Origin of the sequence: Alkalilacustris brevis (genome assembly GCF_003350345.1) — a bacterium.
Lineage (GTDB): Bacteria > Pseudomonadota > Alphaproteobacteria > Rhodobacterales > Rhodobacteraceae > Alkalilacustris > Alkalilacustris brevis.
Genome location: NZ_QNVJ01000053.1, coordinates 1 through 17,580 on the forward strand (window position 1 = coordinate 1; position 17,580 = coordinate 17,580).

The following is a 17,580-nucleotide window of genomic DNA, read 5'->3' on the forward strand; positions in this document are numbered from 1 at the left end:
CAGAGCCGGAGCCCTCCAGACCAAAATCACGCCGACTATCCCAAATCATTCGACGACGGACAATCCAGGCGGCCCAGACTGCCTGTCTGGGCGCCTTGATCACGCGTTGCAACACCATGGTCCGTGCAGTCACATCCGCCAGATTGTCCAGCCCAGCGCCGAAACCCTGCTGGTAGCCCGCCTCCATGTCCTCGGCCAGCGACGAAAGCTGCACCGTCACCACCAACCGGCTGCCGGCGCCCGTGCCCGTGAAATCGGCCGTCACCAGCGCCACCGATTGCGTCACGCCCTCGGACTCGATCACCTCGTAGTTCACGCTGCGCTGCGCGTGTTGCAGCGCCAGCCAGCCGCACTCGCAGCGAATGTCAGGCTGACCCTCCACCTTGCACAGCGAGACCTCACGCCCGCCCTCCCTGGTGTCGGCCTCCAGAAATTCCACGGTGACCGAGGGGGTAGGGGCCGCCCAGACCGCCCGCGCGGCAGGTGCGGTCCAGGCTTCCCAGAGGGTCGTCACAGGTGCCTCCACCTGTCGCTCGAAACTCAGCGTTGCGAAACGGCCGCTCATTTCATCAGGCCCTTGGCATAGGCCTCCAGTTGCGTCGCCACCGTGCCCCATCCGTCAAGGAATCCCATGTCCTCATGCGCCTTGCGACTTTCTGGATTACGGTGGCGGGCGATCGCCGTGTAGGTCGTTCCACCGTTCGGCGCATCCGATAGCAACAGGATCGCGGTCATGAAGGGATCGGGCGCGGGTTTCCAGCCTTCGGTGTAAGTGTCGGTGAAGACCAGCTTCTCGCCCGGCACCACCTCCAGATAGACACCCGTGTTGTCCATCACCTTCCCTTCGACATCGAAACGCGTGTTGAACCGCCCGCCGACCCGCAGGTCGATATCCACCGCCGTCACCTTGTGAGGTGCTGGCACAAAGAAATTCGGGATATGCTCGGGCCGCGTCCAGCACTCCCAGATCAGTTGCCGCGGCACAGCCAGCGTGCGGGTGAAGCTCAGATCGGTATTGGGGTCCAGTTCCGGGATCATTTTTCGCGCTCCTCCATCAGTTTCGTGACATAATCGTCAAGCCGGTCGAGGCGGCCTTCCCAAAGCGCCCGCTGTTCGTCGAGCCATGTTCGCATCGGTGTCAACGCTTCGGGCAGCATGGCACAGGTCCGTACCCGCCCGTCCTTCGACGTGGCGATCAGCCCGGCCTCCTCCAGTACCGAAAGGTGCCGCATCACTGTGGGCAGTCGCAGCCCCGTGGGCTTGGCCAGCTCTGTCACCGGCGCTGGCCCCTCGGCCAGGCGCGTCAGGATCGCGCGGCGGGTCGGGTCTGCCAGCGCGTGAAAGAGCTGCGAGAGGTCTGTGTCATGCTTAGCCATATTGCTAACTATATATCGCGCCGTCGCATGACAAGAAAAACTTCGCTATATGGCTAAGTTTTATGGTAGGTTCTTCCAGCCATGAATATCCGACGGCGCATGAGGTCGCTTCTGCCGCAAGCTTGCAGCCAATCCGTTGTCATCTCGCGCACATCCTTGCCAGAGTGGGGGGTGCTGACAGAGTTCCACAGCCAAGTGGATGCAGTGCGAGAGCCCAACATGAAGCAGCTTGAAGGAGGATGCCTTTGCGGCAATGTGCGTATCGCAGCGCAGGGCGAGCCCTACGGGGTTGGCGTTTGCCACTGCCTCGACTGTCGAAAACACCATGGCGCGCTGTTCCATGCCTCGGCCGTATTCCCTGAGGACATGGTCACAATTACCGGCGAAACACGCGAATATGCGGGGCGGCACTTCTGCCCTGACTGCGGATCGTCAGTGTTTGGGCGCACGGGCGATGAAGTCGAGGTGAACCTTGGGCCTCTGGATGCCTCAGACCAGTTGATGCCCACCTATGAACTCTAGACCATCCGCCGCGAATCCTGGCTGCCGGCGTTACCCGTCGCGAGGCAATACAAGCGTGATCGCGATAACAATAGGCGTAAGGAGGGATAGGTTACTCTCGGCCCCTTGCCGACGTTCATCGAATCGCCGGATGCCGCAGTGCGGCCCGTCAAACCGGCCATTCGCTGCAGGCGCGCGGTTGAAGAACACGGTATGGCGGCAGTGCGGACGCTGTCGTTCGCCCCTAAAGTGCGGCACCTCTTCGCGGCTTCAGCGCCATGAGGTTGCCGCCTTCAGCAGGTCGCGCCCGATTTTTTTCCATTCGGTGTCGATTTGACCCGTGAATCTGCGACCATGGTCAGGGTGGTCCGCTGATTGATCGAAGCCTTGCCCTCAGATTGACCAGTCGCGATACTCGTGCGCAACAGCTTCAAAGCAGTTAGGTTTCGCTGTAAGGCTTGGCATGCACATCTTTTTCATATCAACGACGGCCATGCTCCTCATCGCGGCGACCGTCTTGATCCATTACGAGGCGCTGCGCTTCACTGGGCGGCTTCTACCGCGCCTTCCGATCCGACCGCGCCAGCGTGTGCTCGTTGTGATTGCGGCATGCTTTGTTGCCCATCTCCTCGAGATAATGCTCTACGCATTGGCGTTTGCCTTGCTCCATGACCGACAGGGTTTCGGACGGATCGAAGGGGAGTTCGATGCGACTGCGCTCGATTTCTTCTATTTTTCGATTACCAGCTACACGACCTTGGGCGTAGGAGATGCGTATCCTCAGGGGCTTCTTCGAGTGCTTTCGGGCATCGAAGCGCTGAACGGTTTTCTTCTTATCACCTGGTCGGCGTCCTTTACATACCTGATGATGCAACGCCACTGGCACCCGGAAAGCGACAAGTGATCGGAATCATGCTATCCATTTTCTGCAGACATCTGGACGGGATCAAGTCATGCCGAAGGGACCGATACGTATGACCGGCTGGGCAGAAGAGCGTTTGTGCGAGACGTGGAAATCGGATTTCGATCCTGAACACCCCGCCAGTGTCGACGCCGCGGGACTTGAAAAACGTAACGCAAGCTCGCTCGATGTTGCCCGTCAAGAGGATACTGGCAGGTTGGAAACTCCGCCGGTTTCCTCAGATTCCCTTGCGAAGAAAATGCTTGCGCGCCTGAGGAGAAAACTCCACTCCGGTGGTTGATTTCAGGGTTCCAACGCTTGGGATGGCGACAGGTCGAGATCGATCGCGCGAGCAGCGTGGTCAGCAAGCCCCATTCCTGCCTGGTTCATTGTCAGATAGGTATGGGTCGCACCAGCGCCTTTCAGTCGCTCGATATGTTCCTCGAACATGGCATGAGAGATGATGGGGCCCGTGAAACCGTTCCGCCGCAGAGCATTCGCCGCGCATTCCTTTGCCTCGACACCGTCCATCGCGAGGATCACGGCTTCGAGCTGCGCGACGTTCAGGCCGCGCCAGAAGCCAGCGTCCTCAACATCGGCGAACAGCACATTGCGACCGGCCTCGCGGTGGGCCTCGACCTTGTAGGTGTCAGCGTCGATCGCAACGATCCGGTCGCACGATGGGATCAGATGGTCATAGGCCGCTGTGCCGGTTCGCCCCATTCCAAGTATCAGGATCCGGGCGTTACCCAGATCGGTTGGCAACTCGTCACGATGTACCCGCGAGGGCTCGAACCGTTGCAGCCGTTCTTCCATTCGCTCGAATACCTGCTGCGCAATCCGATTGATGGGTGCCGCGATCACAAAGGACAGGCTGACGGCGACCGCCAGAGGCACCAACCATTCCGGCAAGACGCCGGCTGCGACGATCAGGCCGAATTCGCTGTAGGCGGTCAAGCTGGCTGCCGCCATGAATGCCGTCCGTGATCTGAGCCGGAAGAGGATCAGCAGGAAAAAGAACAACGCTCCTTTCAGAGGCAGGATCAGCGCGAACACCAGTGCGAAGGCCAGGTCGTGCCAGCCCGGGAGGCCGGACATGCCGATCTGGAGGAAAAAGCCGACAAGGAAAATTTCCTTCAGCGCCCAGAGTGCCTCCGAGAGTTCCTTCGCGCGCTTGTGCGTCGACAGCATGAGGCCCATGACCAGCGCACCGATCTCGGAGCTCAGACCCACGCTTTCGAAGCCCATGCCGCCGACCACCAGTGCCAGCAGCATCCCCATCAAGACGAGAAGTTCGTCGTGGCCAGTGAAGTCCAGCAGCCAGTGCAGTGCAGGACGCAGGAGCGGGATTGCGAACACGCCGAGTGCCCAGATAGAGGGTGCTTGCCCACCCCAGATCCCCAGCACCACGAGCGCAATGATATCCTGCACGATCAGGATCCCAATTGCGGTGCGCCCGTAAAAAGCACCGATGTCGCGCTTCGACTCAAGAATTTTGGCAGAAAACACGGTTGACGAGAACGATAGTGCGATGGCCAGCAGCAAGGACGTGTTCCAGTCGAGCTGCATGAACAGAGCAAGACCAACGCTGAAAACTGCCGTGGTGATTGCGAAGTGGATCAATGACCCACCCAATACCTGAGGCTGCGCGATCTGCCCCAGGCGCAGCTTCAAGCCGACTGCGAAAAGAAGCAGGAGAACGCCGAGATGTGACACGTATTTCAGGATGTCGCCCGTCTCCTCGGGCAGACCCAATCCGGGGCCAAAGGCGTTGATCGCAAAACCTGCCGCCAGGAACCCGACCAGCGGCGGCAATCCGACTTGGCGGACGGCGAGGCCAAAGAAAAAGGCGAAGGTGATGCAGATGACTTCGAACATGGGCGCGCTGCCATTACATGGGATTTCGTCCTGCCATAGGATTCATTGCTGCGGATCACAACGATTTTCGCCCTGTTCCGTGAAGGCGATCCCGGCAGCAGCGCTATCGCATTCTGGTTTGAGGCTCACTCGATACGAAAAGAAAGAAAGCGGTTTGGTTTCCGGCCATTCAGTCAACACGCAGCGAACGACGGCAATCCGCCCTTCGCGCCCAGGTAGCCGCCGGCATTGGCTCATGGTTTGTGCTTGCCAGTGTCCTTGTCACCTCGCCGCAACCGCATAACCGCCTCGGCATAGTCGCGCGCTGCCTCGATCCCCTGCGCATGGATGTAGTGCTTTTCGGCGGTGCCGAAGCCGGCATGGGCGAGGAGTGGCCGGATCAGCTGGGCGCATTCAGGTGAGAGGCGCACAAGCGTGGTGGCGGCGGCATCGCGAAAGAGGTGCGGCGGTACGCGCACGCCGGTCAGGCGCTTGGTGAGGCCCCCGATCTTCATGCCGAGGAAATTCGGATCGAACGGGCGCCCCCGGTCCGTGACCCACAGCACATCGTGATCCTCGCCACCGCGCTGCATCAGCCAGGGCCGAACCTCAGAAAGGTAGCCGCGCATGAGCGGCAGGACCGGCGCCGGCACCGGCGCCTCCCAGGGTGCGCCGGTCTTGGTGAGATCCGCCGGCAGGTCGACGACCAGGCTGTCGCCGGTGTCGTGGAAGGAGTGCCCGATCCGAAGGCCGGCGAAGGCGGACTGGCGTGGCCCGCTCCGCCGGCGGCAGGGCCAGCGCTGTCGGTTCCTCGGCCTTGAGCCAGCCGAGCCAGCGGGCATAATGCGCCCTGAGCGTGTCGACGGAGGTTGCGCGCAGATGCGCGAGCGCTCCCTCATCGTCAAGCGGTCCGCCTTTCCGCAGCAAGTTATTCCACATCAGCACGTCGGCGGGTGGCCAGGCGGAGTCAGGAAGCGTGAGGCTCATGCGCGCGGCCCCGTCTTGTCCGTGATCAGCTGGGAGAAGGCATCAGCCAGCGCTGGTCCTTCATCGGCCCGCCCGAGGTGGGTGATCTGAACGCCCCAAACGGCATCCGCGAATATGCCGAGCGCTATGAGCCGATGAACCGCGGCATCGCCGCCGAGCAGCGTGATCTCGTGCCATGGGCCGGGTCACTGATCGACTATATCGAGGAGCGATTCCGTGCGCGCCTGCCGCTCGATCAGCTCAAGGATCGTCAGCGCTGGCGCGACCGGCGGCTCATGGCGCTGGCCGTGCACAAGCAATGGGCTAACGAAAACATCAAGTGACTCAGTGCAGATGATCTGATCCGGGGGCGGCTGCCGCCTCCGGATCAGCCGGGGAAAGGGGGCAACCAATGCGCTCTCGCAGCTTTGCAAACACCGATCTGCAGATATCCGAGATCACCTTCGGTGCGCTGCGCGAGCTGAAAACCGAGCACATCGCCATCGTCCAGCACCTGCAGCGCGGAGTGCCCAAGGACATCATCTATGGCGAGCGCGGCGACCCCGATCGCATCGCCCGCATGGGGAAACCAATGCCGCGCTCGGCGAGACCGTGGAGGCCATGCGCCGCGAGGGCAAGATCGGCCATGTCATCACCTTCCCGCATACGCATGGCTTCGCCAAGCCCGCTGTGGCTTCGGGCGCGTTCGACGGGCTGATCGCATTCTGGAACTTTCTCGAAACCGAAATGCTCGACGTGTTCGACGATTGCGCCGCGCGTGGTATTGGGGCATTCTCGATGCGCCCATACCTGCAAGGAGTCATCACCGACAAGCGCGCCGATCGCAGCAGGCTCGCCACCGACGACCCCAAGCGCGATGCCGCGTGGGACAGGCATTATGCCCAGTTCGAGAGGGTCCAGGCCGAGCTTGGCGACGAGATCACCTCCTGGAGCGATGCCGCGATCCGTTTCGCCCTGTCGCACCCGGCGATCATCTCGGTCGTGGTGTCGCTCAACAATCCCGATCAGGTGCGTTCGGCGCTGGCCGCAATCGACGGCAAATATTTCGACCGCGACACGCTCGAGCGCATGGCAGGGCTCGCACGATGATCGCTGGACCCAACGACACGCCCGGAGGCAACCGACATGACGGCAAGGCACAGGTTATTGGTCACGCGCAAGCTCTCGCCCGAGGTCGAGGCCCGCGCGGCGCGCGACTACGACGCGGTGTTCAACCCCGGTGACCGGACATTCACCACCGAGGAACTGATTGCCGCCTGTCAGGACATGGATGCGGTGTTGCCGTGCCATTCGGAAGCGTTCACGGCACAGGTCATCGCCGCGCTGCCCGAGCGGCTGCGGGTGATCGCCAACCACTCGGTCGGGGTCGACCATGTCGATCTGGAGGCCGCGCGCGCCCGCGGCATCATCGTCACCAACACCCCCGATGTGCTTTCCGACGCCACGGCGGAAATCGCCATTCTGTGCATGCTGGGCGCCGCGCGACGCGGCGCCGAGGGGCACCGGCTGGTGCAGGAAGGCAAATGGGACAGCTGGTCGCCGTCCTTCATGGTCGGGTCTCAGGTCTCCGGCAAGCGGTTCGGGATTCTGGGCATGGGGGGTGTCGGGCAGGCCGCCGCCGCGCGCGCGCGTGGCTTCGAAATGGAAATCCACTATCACAACCGCAAGCCGCTGCCCGAGGTGCAGGCGAAGGGGGCCATCTATCACGAAACACCCGAGTCGCTGATCGCCAGCTCTGATGTGCTCTCGCTGCACTGTCCGGCGACCCCGCAGACCCGTGGGATCATGAATGCCGAAAGGATCGCCATGATGCCCGAGGGCGCGATACTGGTGAATACCGCGCGCGGCGCGCTGGTCGACGAGGGCGCGCTGATCGCCGCTCTGAAATCGCGGCACCTTTTCGCCGCCGGGCTGGATGTGTTTCAAACTGAACCGGGCGGCAATCCGGAGCTCTCGGCGCTGGATAACGTCTTTCTGCTGCCCCATATCGGTTCGGCAACTTTCGAGACGCGGATCGCCATGGGAAACCGGGCGCTCGACAACCTCGATGCCGCACTGCGCGGCGAGGCGCCACGCGACCGGGTGGCATGAGCCCCCTTGCCATGCGGGGCCGCGGCACCGGAAAGTGGCCGTGCATGCGCCATGGCAGATCCCGTTGTCGCAGGCCCCGGAACCATTCCTGTCAGGCGCCACAACCGGATCGCCGCCGGGGGGGTGAGCGCACGCAAGGTGACCGAGGCGTATATCAGTAGGCCTTCCCGCGTGCGGAAACCGGCCAGAGTGTCTCTACCTTGTCGCCACGCACTCCGACATACCAGTCATGCATGTTGCAGGTCGGATCGCAGTGGCCGGGGACGAGGCGGAGCTTGTCGTTGATCTTCAGCACGCCATCCGGGTCGTCGATCACGCCGTGTTCGTCCGAGCATTTGACATAGCGCACATCGTCGCGCCCGTAGATGAACGGCAGGCCGGAATCCACCGATTGCGCCTTCAGCCCCGCATCGCAGATCGCCTTGTCCGGCTTTGCGTGGCTCATCACCGATGTCAGGATGAACAGGGCGTTCTCCCACTCGCCCTGGTCGATGCGCCTGCCGTCCCTGTCGAGGATGCGCCCGTAATCGGCATCCATGAAGGCGTAGGATCCGCTCTGAAGCTCGTTGAAGACACCTGAGGTCCCTTCGAAGTAATAGCTTCCCGTGCCGCCGCCGGTGACGATGTCGCATTCCATCCCTGCGGCCTTGAGCGCGCCTGCCGCCTCCTTCGTCATGGCCACCGCGATGTCGAACTTCGCCTTGCGGTCCGCGTATCTCTCCAGGTGCTGCATCGCGCCCTGATAGGCCTGCAACCCGGAAAAGGTCAGCCCCGGCGCCGCGTCGATCTCTCTGGCGATCTGAACCACCGCTTCGGGTGTCGTGACGCCGCACCGGCCGGCTCCGCAATCGATCTCGACCAGGCACGCGATCGCCATGCCATGCCTGGTTGCGGCCTGCGAAAGCTCGGCCACATTCGCGATATCGTCGACACAGACGATCATGCGCGCACCCAGCAGCGGAAGACGCGCAAGGCGGTCGATCTTGGCCGGATCGCGCACCTGGTTCGAGACCAGCACATCCATGATGCCCCCGCGCACGAAAACCTCGGCCTCCGATACCTTCTGGCAGCATACGCCGCAGGCATCGCCCAGCTCGAGCTGAAGTTTCGCCACATCGACCGATTTGTGCATCTTGCCGTGCACCCGGTGTCGCACCCCCATCTCCTTCACCGCCCGGCCCATCTTCACGATGTTTCGCTCGAGCGCGTCGAGATCGAGAACGAGGCAGGGCGTCTGGATGTCGGCCGCGGGCATGCCGGGCAGCGCCGGCACGTCAAAACCAACCTCAAGGCCATCAAGCGCGCTCATTTCCGTCATGCTGTCTCTCCTGTCGCGGCCCTGTTTAAGGGCAGATTGTTCGGATCCTCGTTACCACCGTTGACGATGACGCCGAAACGGTGATCGGCGAAGAAATCCCGAGGGTCAGGACACCTTGAACGCCACCGCATGGCCTGAAGGGAGCGCTGGGCGGCCCGAGTCACGCGGTGCGATGCCGAGCATCCGATACCGCGTTTCGGCTCATCACGGCGCAACCGCCGCATCCCCGATTGCCGGAGTGGGAATTGCGACAATCGAGGCCAATGCAGCCTCAGGCCGCCCCGGCAACCGCGGGTGCGCCCGTCGTTGACCTGTAATATTCCTGCGCTGCCGCGACACCCGAACCGAGCCGGATCTGAACGCCCATATCCGCCATGACCATCTCTGCCGTGGCAATGCCGGACAACGCCATCACGTCGGTCATCATTCCCAGATGGCCGATGCGAAAGACCTGGCCCGCAACATCCCCAAGCCCCGCACCGAAGGCGACACCGTATACCTCCGCCGCGCGCTGCACGATCTCCTGCCCGTCAAAACCCGGCGGCACCACCACGGCGCTTACGGTGTCGGAATACAGCTCGGGCGACGCTGCGCAAAGCTTCAGCCCCCAGGCCGAGATCGCATCCCGCACGCCCTGGGCGATCCGGTGATGCCGGGCGAACACGTTGTCCAGGCCCTCGGCCCGCAGCATTTCGAGGGACTCGCCGAGCGCGGCGATCAACGCGACAGGCGGGGTATAGGGGTATCCGCCCTTGGCGTTGGCTTGCGCCATGTCGCGGATATCGAGATAGGCGCGTTTCAGTCCTGCCGTTTCGGTCGCTGCCATAGCCTTGGGGCTCAAGGCCGTGATTGCCAGACCCGCCGGCAACATGAACCCCTTCTGGCTGCCCGTCACGGCGCAGTCCACGCCCCATTCCTCCATGCGGAAATCCATCGACGCGATCGAGGAGACGCCGTCGACCATCAGCAACGCCGGATGCCCTGCCGCGTCGAGGGCCTGGCGGATTGCAGCCACGTCCGAGCGAACCCCGGTTGCAGTTTCGTTGTGGGTCACGAGCACGGCCTTGATCTCATGATCCGTATCCGCCGAAAGTTCGGCCGCGAAGGCCCCGGCCGGAGCACCCTCTCCCCAGGGGCGTTCGATCACCCGGCAGTCGAGCCCATGTCTGCGGCACATTTCGATCCAGCGCTGCGAGAACATGCCGTGCCGGGCCGCCAGGATCCGGTCTCCGGGCGAAAGCGTGTTGGTGATGACGGCCTCCCACCCGGCGGATCCGGTGGCTGGAAAGATCATGATCTGCGCATCACGCGATTTCACGATCTCCCTGATCCCGTCAAAGAGGGGAAGGAGCATCTCGGCAAAGGCGGATGATCGGTGGTCAATGGTCGGCAGGTCCACCGCCCGGCGCAGCCGCTCGGGAATGTTGGTCGGGCCGGGTATGAATACCGGATTCTGCGTGAACATGGGTGCCTCCTCGCTTTCGGCCAGATTACAGGCTCGACGCCGCCGGCACCATTTCTTTGAAAAGTTTTTTGATATTGCGTTAACCTCCAGAAATGCCAGCCTGATCATGTTGATCTGATCCCCGCAAACTGGGTTCCGGTCGCGGCTGGATGAAAGTTCAGTGGCAGGTCATTTATCGGCCATTATCAGGTTCTTCAAACATGTCGCCAAAATACCCCACCGTCCGCCCCAGCCCCTCCTCCAGAGCAACCTTCGGTTCCCAGCCCAGTTCGCGGCGGGCCAGCCCGATGTCGGGGCAGCGTTGCATGGGGTCGTCCTGGGGCAGCGGGTGGAAGGTCAGTTTCGAGCGCGATCCGGTCAGGGCGATCACCTTTTCGGCCAGTTCGCGGATCGTGAATTCACCCGGATTGCCAAGGTTCACCGGGCCGGTGAAGCCCCCGGGGCTGTCCATCAGCCGCAGGAAGCCCTCGATCAGGTCATCGACATAACAGAAAGAACGCGTCTGCCCGCCGTCGCCATAGATGGTGATGTCCTCACCCCGCAGCGCCTGGACGATGAAGTTCGACACCACGCGTCCGTCCTTGGGGTGCATCCTGGGGCCGTAGGTGTTGAAGATGCGCGCTACCTTGATGTCCAGCCCCATCTGGCGGTGATAGTCGAAGAACAGCGTCTCGGCGCAGCGCTTCCCCTCATCGTAGCACGAGCGCGGGCCGATGGGATTGACATTGCCCCAGTACTCCTCGCGCTGTGGGTGCGCGGTGGGGTCGCCATAGACCTCGGAGGTGGAGGCCTGAAAGATGCGGCAGCCCAGCCGCTTGGCAAGGCCCAGCATGTTGATCGCCCCATGCACCGAGGTCTTGGTGGTCTGCACCGGGTCGTGCTGATAGTGGATCGGCGCCGCCGGGCAGGCGAGGTTCCAGATTTCGTCCACCTCGACATAAAGCGGAAAGGTCACGTCGTGGCGCATGAACTCGAAGCGCGGGTTGGTGTGCAGGTGCTCGATATTGCGCTTGGTGCCGGTAAAGAGGTTGTCGACACAGAGCACCTCGTGCCCCAGGTCAAGCAGTCGGTCGATCAGATGCGAGCCGAGGAATCCCGCGCCGCCGGTGACGAGGATGCGCTTGCGCGAGTCGTAGAGGCGCAATTTTTTCAAACCATTTCACTCCGGTATGATTTCGACGTCTTATCCTGACATTCTGCCAAAGAAGTCTAAGCGCCACCACACCAAGGAGAACCCAGCCTCGATGCGCCCGATATTTCAAGAGAAACTTGTGACAGCTCAAGTGATCGCGGCTTGTTTGCCGGTTGGCTGGGCCTGTGAAGGTTCAGCCGGGTTTGCGCGCGATGACGCCCGGGCGCGGGCCGCCATGGTCGCCATAACTCCCGCCCGAGGGATCATGGCCCACCGGCGTCCATACCGTTCATTGACGCCCAGGCTGGTGCGACATTGGTCAACGATGCAATAGTGTCCTGCAATGCCGGCCTGTGCAAAGCCCTGCGCCGCGCAAGCCAGGATGCCGTGATCGGCCGCGCCTGAAATCAGCACCCGCCGCGCCCCGGCCCGCGCCGCATTGGCACAGGCCGTATGATAAAACCCCGCATCGCGCCCGACCGAGGCAAGCACCCGTCAAGACGCAAGACCCCCCAGATGTCGTGGTGTTCGCGACAGGCCTCCACGCAATGCCGCCGCCGACGCTTTCGAACCCGCCACCGCCACAGGAACTGAACCAGATGCTGCGCATTGCCGGCAAGTTCGACTTGGCAGGGCATGACGATGCACAGCCCCGGCGGCAATGGGCGGGTCACACCCCAGCAGGCCGCCGACCCGACGCAGCTGTATGCGTTGATCATACGATATTTCTCACGCTGCGGCTTGCCATTTATGATATTGACCTAAGTCAGTTACGGGGTACTCAGAAAAGCATATGCCATCCTTAAAGGATTCGAAAATGAATCGAACGGGAGTTGACAGCATCGAAAAGGTACAACCGAAATCGTCGTTCGTCTTCTTTGATGACCGTTTCGTCTTTGACCGGGTATCAGGCATGTTCTTCGCCATCAGCGAAGAGGCGGCGCTGATCCTGAGATCGGCGTGGGAAGGGCTTGATCGTGATGATATCAGGAACCTGTTGATGCAGCGCTTCGAGATCGAGCGCGGCACGGCGATCCGCGATACCGAGCAGTTTCTTGGCAAGCTGAAGGAGCTCGGCCTCCTCCCGCCGACATGGCGGGATCGCTCATGAAGGGCGCCCCATTGCATCCCGTGATCGCGGTCAGCGGTCTGCATCGCGGTGAAAGCCCGCAGGCCGGAGGCGCGGTGATCGAGTCGATCCGCTCTCGAATGCCTCAGGCGCGTTTCATCGGCATCAGCTACGACGCGATGGAGACGGGGCTTTATACCCGCGATCTTGGCCATGTCGATGCGGCCTATCTCTTTCCCTATCCGGTGGCTGGTCCGGGCGAGTTTCTGAAGCGACTGCGAATGGTTCACGAGGCCGAAGGCCTGTCGCTGATCATCCCGACCCTCGATACCGAACTGGAGAATCTTCTCACCGTGCAGTCCAGCCTTGGTGAAATGGGGATCAAGGTGGCCGTTCCTTCACGTCCGTCGTTGAACGCCCGCGCCAAGTCGGTGCTCGATCTTCTGGGCAAACGCGCCGGCGTGCCGGTGCCCCGCACCTTTGCGGCAAACGACCCTGTAACGCTTGCCGACCATGCCGGGAAAATCGGCTACCCCTGCTATGTGAAAGGCGCGCTCTATGACGCCCGCCTCGTCTACAACGAGGCCCAGCTCCATGAGGCTTTCAACACAATCTCTGCCGTCTGGGGGCCGCCCGTGCTGGTGCAGGAGGCCATCTATGGCGAAGAATACGTTGTCGGCGGCGTCGGCGATGGAAAGGGTGGGCTGGCCTGCCATTGTGCCATGCGCAAGCTGCTGCGTTCGAAGCTGGGCAAGGCCTATGGCGGCGTGGTGATCGAAGACCCGGTGGTAAACGATATCGCGCTGCGCCTGGTCAAGGAGCTGAAATGGGATGGGCCGTTCGAGATCGAACTGGTCAAGCCGGCCGGGCGCGAACATCATCTGTTCGAGATCAACCCGCGTTTCCCCGCCTGGATATCCTTTCCGTCCAAGGTCGGGTGCAACATGCCCGCCTATGTCGCCGAACGGGCGCTCGGGCTTGCGGCTGCTGCTCCGGGCAGAGTGCCGGCGGGCAAGATGTTCTTCCGTCATTCCGAAGACATGGTGGCCGACATTTCCGATGTCGCAAGGATCATTACCCACGGCGAAACCGAATACACAGTCGATGGCGGGCTCGCCGTCCCGGAAGCCGAGGAACAGCGGGCCAGAAAACGGGGATCCCCATGAACGACGCCTATCAAGGCCCGACGATCACCAGCGAGCTGGGCAGACTGCCGATCGAAGCTGCGGCCGATCGCAACCGCATGTCGCGCGGGACCGCCGGCGAAGCGCTGGAGATGATCGACGGCGCGCCCGTGGTCGAATTGTTGCGCGATCACGGCTCGCCGCTTTTCGTGTTCTCCGAAGCCACATTGCGCAGAAAACTGCGGCGTTTTCGCGAAGCCTTCTCCTCTCGCTACAAGAACATGAGCTTTGCATGGTCGTTCAAGACCAACCGGCTCGATGCGATCTGCAAGATCATGAAGGATGAAGGCTGGACCGCCGAGGTGGTTTCCGAATTTGAATACCAGAAGGCTCGCAGGCTCGGATATGCGGGGTCCGAGATCGTGTATAACGGCCCCTACAAGAGCCGTTCTTCGCTGAAAACAGCCCTCGAAGAAAAGGCGCTGATCCAGATCGACAATTGGGACGAACTGTCCGTCGTGGAGGAACTGGCGGAAGAACTCGGCGGCACTTTCGACGTGGGATTGCGGGTCTGGGTGACCACCGGGCACGCGCCGGTCTGGTCGAAGTTCGGCTTCAGCATGGTCAATGGCGAAGCGCAGCAGGCAGGGCGGCGCATTATCCGCAACGCCCAGTTCCGGCTGCACACGATCCACTGCCATGTCGGAACCTTTGTTCTTGACCCCGAAACCTATGGCGTAGCCACGCAGATCCTGCTCGGAATGCGCAAGGCCCTGTCCGACGACACCGGCCATCTGGTGCCATGCCTGAATCTTGGCGGCGGCTTTCCCTCCAACAGTCTGCTTCATGGCATGGCCGGGCCGGCCGAGGTCGTGATTCCGCCGATCGAGGAATACGCCGACGCGATCATCACCGAACTGAACGCGCTGCCGAAGCGCGAAAGGCCTCTGTTGCGTCTGGAATCGGGGCGCTCCCTGGTGGACGAGGCCGGCTATCTGGCCACGACGATCGTTGCGGTCAAGGGCGGGCCGCGCCCCGATGCCCCGGCCGAGACGCTGAGTTCGATTGCCGTCAAGGAACAGATGCTGCTGTCGGATACCGCCAGGCTCAGCTACGTGCTTGATGCGGGCGTCCACCTTCTCTTCACCGCGAACTGGTTCGCCATCCAGCCCTATCCGGGCCGGCGCGTGAATTCGATTCCTGTGCCGACCCGGCTGCTGGGATGTCTGTGCATGGAGATCGACGTCATTCGCGATCATGTCGATCTGCCCCGTCTGCAGACCGGCGATCATCTTACATTCCATCCGGTCGGGGCCTACAATTTCGATCAGTCGATGCAGTTCATCCATCTGCGACCCGCGGTCGTTCTGATCGGCGAGGACCGGAAGGTGCATCAGATTCGCCGCAAGGAAACACTTGCCGACATCGAGTCTGCCGAGACGCTGCCTGACCATTTATCCGGCTAGCCGGGCATCGAGCCCTGACGCCGCAACAGGAAACCACCTCCATTGGAAGTTTCGTCCACCGAGAACCAGTTTCCGACACCCCGGCAGATGATGGCCGTGGCAGCCCAGCTCTACCTGCGCCCGCTCGCGTCGATCCTGCTGATCGGCTCGGCCTGGGTCGGGGCGGGGATGTGGATCCTGCTGCTGCAGCAGCCGCTGCTGGCGATCGTGGCTTTCCTCGCGCTGAGCATTATCGAGATCATCAGCCAGATCATGGCGCGCGGGGACGCCTCGGTCTTTGGTGCCATGACGCGCGCCAACGCGCTGCTGTGTTCGCTGGCCGCGGCGTTTCTGATGGGTCCGATGAACCTGCCGTTTCTGCTGCAAGTCGTGCTCATGTTCGGCGCGCTGTGCGTGGGCCTCTACTTCACGCTGATATTTCGACGCCTGCTCAGGAACACCTCGATTCCGCCGGTAATCCTGCCTTACGTCACGCTGGCGGCGATACTCGCCATCCTCATCCCCGATGGCATGAGCAATGCAACCCACCACTTCGACTGGCCTGCTGTCGAAGTGGTGGGCTTCATCGACCTTCCCCATGCCTTCCTGCAGACCATGGGCGGGTTTCTCTACTCGCCCTGGATTCTGTCGGGCGCGGTGATCTCTCTGCTGATACTCGCCTGGTCACCGGCCATGTTCCTTGCCGGGATAATCGGCTGGCTGATGGGCGCCCTGACGTCGATGGGGCTCGTTGCCTCGGGCTTCGGTTCGTATTGGCCACCGGCCTCCTACAATTTCTTCCTTTCCGGTATGGCGCTCGGCGCTGTGTTTTTCCTGCCGGGCCCGCGCGGCATGGCCATTGCGGCCTTTGCCGGGATGATCTGCGCGCTCATCTCGGCGGTCTTGATGGTCTATGCCGGACCCTCCGGAATTGCCTACTTCCCCATCCCTTTCGGTCTCACCCTCATCACCGGCATACTTGCACTGGACAACCCGGCCTTTGCACCGGGTGTGCGGCGCAATCTCACCTGGTTCGAGCGGCCCGAGGACGCCTGGATCAAGGATGCATGGTCGCGCAAGCGCTGGGGAGAGCTGGGCGAGCTGCTGGCGATTCCGCTTGTCGGCCCGGTTGAGGTGGTTCAGGGATTCGACAGCAGACCCAGCCACCGGGGCCCCTGGAAACACGCCCTGGATTTCCAGCGCCCCCCGTCGGGTGAGAATCGGGAACGCCCCTCGCTGTTTGGCGAACCCGTTTATTCCCCGGCGGTAGGGGAAGTGGTGGAAATGCGCAACAATGTCGCAGACAACCCGCCGGGCATGGCGAACTATGGCGACAATTGGGGCAATTACCTGGTCTTGCGTACGGGTGCCGGCAATCATGTGCTGCTGGCGCATTTCATGCAGGGGTCCATAGCGGTCGCACGGCGACAGTGGGTCGATTACACGACCTATCTGGGCGTTGTAGGCAATTCCGGGCGCTCGACGGTGCCGCATCTGCACATGCAGGTGCAGAAGAGCAGCGAGCCAGGGGCGCCGACACAGCATTTCAGCCTTGCTAACTACCACACATTCGGCGGCGAAAATGGCGACACCCGGATATGGCATGCGGCCGGAACACCCCGCGAGGGCGAAATCGTTGAGGGTGCAAGAACCAATCCAGCAGTGTACCAACTGATGACCGCAAGCGGGCCTGGACGCTCGATCTTTACGGTGACGACCAAAGGCGAAGTGCCGGACTTCGCTGCCTCCAATGGCTCGATCATCGTAGAGGCGCACCTGACGGAAGCCGGGAACCTCGTGTACAGCTCCAGCGAGGGTTCGGAGGCCGAACTGAAACTGGACGCCGACGCAGCGCGTGTGATCCGCATACAGGGCGCGCCCGGAACGGCTATGGTGATGGCAATGATCGCCGCACCATCGGTCCCCTTTTGTGCTCAACCCGGCTTGCGGTGGACCGATGTTCTGCCTCTGACAGAATTGCAGACAATGCAGTATCTCAGAAAGGTCCTGTCGCCCTTCGAGGTGCAGGTCTTTGTAGCTTTCGAGTGCGAGTGCCTGGCCGTCCCGGATTCATTCAGCCCAGCGCTGGTCATCCGCTCGCGCCCGCTGAAGCGCTATCCCGGTTTGCCGATCAGTTGCACGATGACGGTGGAACCCCTGCGCGACCCGGCGCGTATCGTGGCAGAATATCCAAGCGGCACGGTGACCTATTTAAATGCCTCTTTCGAGCCTCGCAGCATGTAGACCGCAACAGGAAAACCACCTGCGGCATGATCAGGGGTTGGCCCGAGATACAACAAGAGAGGCGAGGCCA

Annotated in this window: 17 protein-coding genes and 1 pseudogene; 10 read left to right on the top strand and 8 right to left on the bottom strand. The window is 62.1% G+C overall.

Features of this window, described 5'->3' with window-relative positions:
• The 3 genes from DQ229_RS07395 to DQ229_RS07405 form a co-directional block, all read right to left on the bottom strand.
• Positions 1-565: SRPBCC domain-containing protein (locus DQ229_RS07395; RefSeq protein WP_202909526.1), on the bottom strand; the 565-nt coding region annotated here is incomplete at its 3' end.
• Complete coding sequence (locus DQ229_RS07400; protein ID WP_114965634.1) at positions 562-1,038, bottom strand: SRPBCC family protein; 477 nt, start codon at positions 1,036-1,038, stop codon at positions 562-564. The genes DQ229_RS07400 and DQ229_RS07395, both read right to left, overlap by 4 nt.
• Positions 1,035-1,376: an ArsR/SmtB family transcription factor gene (locus tag DQ229_RS07405; protein ID WP_114965635.1), complete on the bottom strand. Its 342-nt coding sequence runs from the start codon at positions 1,374-1,376 to the stop codon at positions 1,035-1,037. The genes DQ229_RS07400 and DQ229_RS07405 overlap by 4 nt, the downstream gene beginning before the upstream one ends.
• 219 nt (positions 1,377-1,595) lie before the next feature.
• Between DQ229_RS07405 and DQ229_RS07410 the strand changes: the two are divergent.
• From DQ229_RS07410 to DQ229_RS16270, 3 genes and pseudogenes are all read left to right on the top strand, one after another.
• Positions 1,596-1,988: pseudogene (locus DQ229_RS07410) on the top strand (GFA family protein).
• A gap of 352 nt (positions 1,989-2,340) precedes the next feature.
• A complete protein-coding gene (locus tag DQ229_RS07415) occupies positions 2,341-2,781 on the top strand; it encodes a potassium channel family protein (RefSeq protein WP_202909527.1) in 441 nt (146 codons plus the stop codon).
• A gap of 70 nt (positions 2,782-2,851) precedes the next feature.
• Entirely contained in the window at positions 2,852-3,079 is a 228-nt protein-coding gene (locus DQ229_RS16270) for a hypothetical protein (protein WP_155326467.1), read from the top strand.
• A 2-nt stretch (positions 3,080-3,081) separates the two neighbouring features.
• On the opposite strand, the gene DQ229_RS07420 is transcribed toward DQ229_RS16270, so the two are convergent.
• Positions 3,082-4,656 carry a cation:proton antiporter family protein gene (locus DQ229_RS07420; protein WP_114965636.1) on the bottom strand — a complete coding sequence of 525 codons (1,575 nt, stop codon included), beginning with the start codon at positions 4,654-4,656 and terminating at the stop codon, positions 3,082-3,084.
• Positions 4,657-4,889: 233 nt separating this feature from the next.
• A complete protein-coding gene (locus DQ229_RS07425; RefSeq protein ID WP_155326468.1) occupies positions 4,890-5,288 on the bottom strand; it encodes a hypothetical protein in 399 nt (132 codons plus the stop codon).
• 411 nt (positions 5,289-5,699) lie between these two features.
• Between DQ229_RS07425 and DQ229_RS07430 the strand changes: the two genes are divergently transcribed.
• The 3 genes from DQ229_RS07430 to DQ229_RS07440 all read left to right on the top strand — a co-directional run bounded on the left by DQ229_RS07430 (position 5,700) and on the right by DQ229_RS07440 (position 7,713).
• Entirely contained in the window at positions 5,700-5,945 is a 246-nt protein-coding gene (locus DQ229_RS07430; RefSeq protein ID WP_114965638.1) for a 3-hydroxyacyl-CoA dehydrogenase family protein, read from the top strand.
• Positions 5,946-6,222: 277 nt separating this feature from the next.
• On the top strand, positions 6,223-6,711 hold the full coding sequence (locus DQ229_RS07435) for an aldo/keto reductase (protein WP_114965639.1): 489 nt from the start codon (positions 6,223-6,225) through the stop codon (positions 6,709-6,711).
• Between the two features lie 36 nt (positions 6,712-6,747).
• Entirely contained in the window at positions 6,748-7,713 is a 966-nt protein-coding gene (locus DQ229_RS07440) for a 2-hydroxyacid dehydrogenase (RefSeq protein WP_114965640.1), read from the top strand.
• Between the two features lie 154 nt (positions 7,714-7,867).
• Here DQ229_RS07440 and bhcC read toward each other — a convergent pair whose 3' ends face one another.
• The 3 genes from bhcC to DQ229_RS07455 form a co-directional block, all read right to left on the bottom strand.
• Positions 7,868-9,031: a 3-hydroxy-D-aspartate aldolase BhcC gene (bhcC, locus tag DQ229_RS07445; protein ID WP_114965641.1), complete on the bottom strand. Its 1,164-nt coding sequence runs from the start codon at positions 9,029-9,031 to the stop codon at positions 7,868-7,870.
• 271 nt (positions 9,032-9,302) lie between these two features.
• Positions 9,303-10,496 carry an L-aspartate--glyoxylate aminotransferase BhcA gene (gene bhcA, locus DQ229_RS07450; RefSeq protein WP_114965642.1) on the bottom strand — a complete coding sequence of 398 codons (1,194 nt, stop codon included), beginning with the start codon at positions 10,494-10,496 and terminating at the stop codon, positions 9,303-9,305.
• Between the two features lie 172 nt (positions 10,497-10,668).
• On the bottom strand, positions 10,669-11,649 hold the full coding sequence (locus DQ229_RS07455; protein WP_114965643.1) for a UDP-glucuronic acid decarboxylase family protein: 981 nt from the start codon (positions 11,647-11,649) through the stop codon (positions 10,669-10,671).
• Between the two features lie 796 nt (positions 11,650-12,445).
• Between DQ229_RS07455 and DQ229_RS07470 the strand changes: the two genes are divergently transcribed.
• From DQ229_RS07470 to DQ229_RS07480, 4 genes are read left to right on the top strand one after another with little or no spacing between them, the layout of a single operon-like run.
• A complete protein-coding gene (locus DQ229_RS07470; protein WP_162300786.1) occupies positions 12,446-12,739 on the top strand; it encodes a PqqD family peptide modification chaperone in 294 nt (97 codons plus the stop codon).
• A complete protein-coding gene (locus DQ229_RS16485; RefSeq protein ID WP_162300787.1) occupies positions 12,721-13,863 on the top strand; it encodes an ATP-grasp domain-containing protein in 1,143 nt (380 codons plus the stop codon). Before DQ229_RS07470 ends, DQ229_RS16485 begins: the two co-directional genes overlap by 19 nt.
• Positions 13,860-15,287: a type III PLP-dependent enzyme domain-containing protein gene (locus DQ229_RS07475; RefSeq protein ID WP_162300788.1), complete on the top strand. Its 1,428-nt coding sequence runs from the start codon at positions 13,860-13,862 to the stop codon at positions 15,285-15,287. The genes DQ229_RS16485 and DQ229_RS07475 overlap by 4 nt, the downstream gene beginning before the upstream one ends.
• Positions 15,288-15,329: 42 nt before the next feature.
• A complete protein-coding gene (locus DQ229_RS07480; protein WP_155326470.1) occupies positions 15,330-17,510 on the top strand; it encodes an urea transporter in 2,181 nt (726 codons plus the stop codon).
• Positions 17,511-17,580: the final 70 nt, after the last annotated feature.

What these genes read in the sequence shown, in the direction of transcription:
- DQ229_RS07475 (WP_162300788.1), top strand. Translation starts at nt 13,860, where the DNA reads ATGAACGACGCCTATCAAGGCCCGACGATCACCAGCGAGCTGGGCAGA.
- DQ229_RS07440 (WP_114965640.1), top strand. Translation starts at nt 6,748, where the DNA reads ATGACGGCAAGGCACAGGTTATTGGTCACGCGCAAGCTCTCGCCCGAG.
- DQ229_RS16270 (WP_155326467.1), top strand. Translation starts at nt 2,852, where the DNA reads ATGACCGGCTGGGCAGAAGAGCGTTTGTGCGAGACGTGGAAATCGGAT.
- bhcA (WP_114965642.1), bottom strand. Translation starts at nt 10,496, where the DNA reads ATGTTCACGCAGAATCCGGTATTCATACCCGGCCCGACCAACATTCCC.
- DQ229_RS07415 (WP_202909527.1), top strand. Translation starts at nt 2,341, where the DNA reads ATGCACATCTTTTTCATATCAACGACGGCCATGCTCCTCATCGCGGCG.
- DQ229_RS07420 (WP_114965636.1), bottom strand. Translation starts at nt 4,656, where the DNA reads ATGTTCGAAGTCATCTGCATCACCTTCGCCTTTTTCTTTGGCCTCGCC.
- DQ229_RS07400 (WP_114965634.1), bottom strand. Translation starts at nt 1,038, where the DNA reads ATGATCCCGGAACTGGACCCCAATACCGATCTGAGCTTCACCCGCACG.
- DQ229_RS07405 (WP_114965635.1), bottom strand. Translation starts at nt 1,376, where the DNA reads ATGGCTAAGCATGACACAGACCTCTCGCAGCTCTTTCACGCGCTGGCA.
- DQ229_RS16485 (WP_162300787.1), top strand. Translation starts at nt 12,721, where the DNA reads ATGGCGGGATCGCTCATGAAGGGCGCCCCATTGCATCCCGTGATCGCG.
- DQ229_RS07435 (WP_114965639.1), top strand. Translation starts at nt 6,223, where the DNA reads ATGCGCCGCGAGGGCAAGATCGGCCATGTCATCACCTTCCCGCATACG.
- bhcC (WP_114965641.1), bottom strand. Translation starts at nt 9,031, where the DNA reads ATGACGGAAATGAGCGCGCTTGATGGCCTTGAGGTTGGTTTTGACGTG.
- DQ229_RS07470 (WP_162300786.1), top strand. Translation starts at nt 12,446, where the DNA reads ATGAATCGAACGGGAGTTGACAGCATCGAAAAGGTACAACCGAAATCG.